The sequence below is a fragment of the Acetonema longum DSM 6540 genome, from assembly GCF_000219125.1.
Taxonomy (GTDB): Bacteria; Bacillota; Negativicutes; order Sporomusales; family Acetonemataceae; genus Acetonema; species Acetonema longum.
The window spans coordinates 1-556 of the sequence record NZ_AFGF01000154.1 but is presented as its reverse complement, the minus strand read 5'-3'; the positions used below and the strand labels follow the sequence as shown (position 1 = coordinate 556).

Genomic DNA, 556 nt, shown 5'->3' with positions numbered 1-556 from the left:
GCCCCCTTCAGGTCGGTATTGCCTTCCACCTTAATATCAAAGCCGCCCTTACCGGCAAAGATCCCGGTCTGCTCCTTGACACTCCTGTATTCGGAATCCATTTTGCCTGTATTCGCTGACAGATTTACCGAGGCCCCGGCCCCAAATCCAATACTGCCGCCAACCGATTTATTCTTCTCGGTATAGGTCTCCCGATCCTGCTGGCTGGCCAGGTTTAAATCGCCTTTTACGTCGACTTCAACGGTATCGCCTTTTGCCTGCGCACCTGCCAGGTTGGTGTCATTGCCAGACTGGACGGTCAGCTTCTGCTCCGCTGTAATTGTTGTCTCGTTGTAGCTGAGGCTGTGTTCGTCTGTGTTTCCCTTGCCGAGCTGTCCCGATACGGTGACGCCTCCACTGGCCAGGTCCACGCCTACGGAGGCGGATTTCTGGGAGGAGTCGCTGCGGCTGTCTACGGTATTGGCGGCTGATTGCAGGTTTACGTCGTTGGCTGCGTCTAGGAGGATGTCTTTTCCGTCTATGCTGGAGCCGCCTATGCGAATATCTCCGTCTTGGG

At 55.6% G+C, this 556-nt stretch carries 1 protein-coding gene; it reads right to left on the bottom strand.

From position 1 onward, the window contains the following. Nucleotides 1-556: hemagglutinin repeat-containing protein (locus ALO_RS14690; protein ID WP_004097250.1), on the bottom strand; the 556-nt coding region annotated here is incomplete at both ends.